The following is a 738-nucleotide window of genomic DNA, read 5'->3' as shown; positions in this document are numbered from 1 at the left end:
ATAAAGCCGGTGTAGCTCAACTGGTAGAGCAACTGACTTGTAATCAGTAGGTTGGGGGTTCAAGTCCTCTTGCCGGCACCACTTTCATATGGTAAGATAGACAAGTCGCTTTAAAAGCGAGCCATTAGCTCAGTTGGTAGAGCATCTGACTTTTAATCAGAGGGTCGAAGGTTCGAGTCCTTCATGGCTCACCATGTTTCATGCGGGTGTGGCGGAATTGGCAGACGCGCTAGACTTAGGATCTAGTGTCTTTATGACGTGGGGGTTCAAGTCCCTTCACCCGCATTGCCAAATAAAATAAAGAAATCCTGTAATGCGGAAGTAGTTCAGTGGTAGAACACCACCTTGCCAAGGTGGGGGTCGCGGGTTCGAATCCCGTCTTCCGCTTATACCATCCACGCCGGGGTGGTGGAATTGGCAGACACACAGGACTTAAAATCCTGCGGTAGGTGACTACCGTGCCGGTTCAAGTCCGGCCCTCGGCATTATAAATAAGCGCCCGTAGCTCAATTGGATAGAGCGTTTGACTACGGATCAAAAGGTTAGGGGTTCGACTCCTCTCGGGCGCGCCATTAAGATCGGGAAGTAGCTCAGCTTGGTAGAGCACTTGGTTTGGGACCAAGGGGTCGCAGGTTCGAATCCTGTCTTCCCGACCATCTTTTATGGGGCCTTAGCTCAGCTGGGAGAGCGCCTGCCTTGCACGCAGGAGGTCAGCGGTTCGATCCCGCTAGGCTCCAC

At 52.4% G+C, this 738-nt stretch carries 8 tRNA genes; all 8 read left to right on the top strand.

Going from position 1 to position 738, the window contains the following annotated elements:
• Window positions 1-5: 5 nt before the first annotated feature.
• The 8 genes from ACLGGR_RS19225 (at window position 6) to ACLGGR_RS19190 (ending at window position 737) form a co-directional block, all read left to right on the top strand.
• Window positions 6-81: transfer RNA gene (locus ACLGGR_RS19225), tRNA-Thr, on the top strand.
• A gap of 37 nt (window positions 82-118) precedes the next feature.
• Window positions 119-194, top strand: a tRNA-Lys gene (locus ACLGGR_RS19220).
• Between the two features lie 8 nt (window positions 195-202).
• Window positions 203-285: transfer RNA gene (locus ACLGGR_RS19215), tRNA-Leu, on the top strand.
• A 30-nt stretch (window positions 286-315) separates the two neighbouring features.
• A tRNA-Gly gene (locus ACLGGR_RS19210) sits at window positions 316-387 on the top strand.
• Window positions 388-399: 12 nt separating this feature from the next.
• Window positions 400-485: transfer RNA gene (locus tag ACLGGR_RS19205), tRNA-Leu, on the top strand.
• A gap of 10 nt (window positions 486-495) precedes the next feature.
• Window positions 496-572: transfer RNA gene (locus tag ACLGGR_RS19200), tRNA-Arg, on the top strand.
• Between the two features lie 7 nt (window positions 573-579).
• Window positions 580-656, top strand: a tRNA-Pro gene (locus ACLGGR_RS19195).
• An 8-nt stretch (window positions 657-664) separates the two neighbouring features.
• A tRNA-Ala gene (locus ACLGGR_RS19190) sits at window positions 665-737 on the top strand.
• Window position 738 lies beyond the last annotated feature (1 nt).

The organism is Bacillus sp. BD48, assembly GCF_046566805.1.
In the GTDB taxonomy this organism is placed as follows: domain Bacteria; phylum Bacillota; class Bacilli; order Bacillales; family Bacillaceae; genus Bacillus; species Bacillus safensis.
This window is presented reverse-complemented; position numbering and strand designations above follow the sequence as displayed.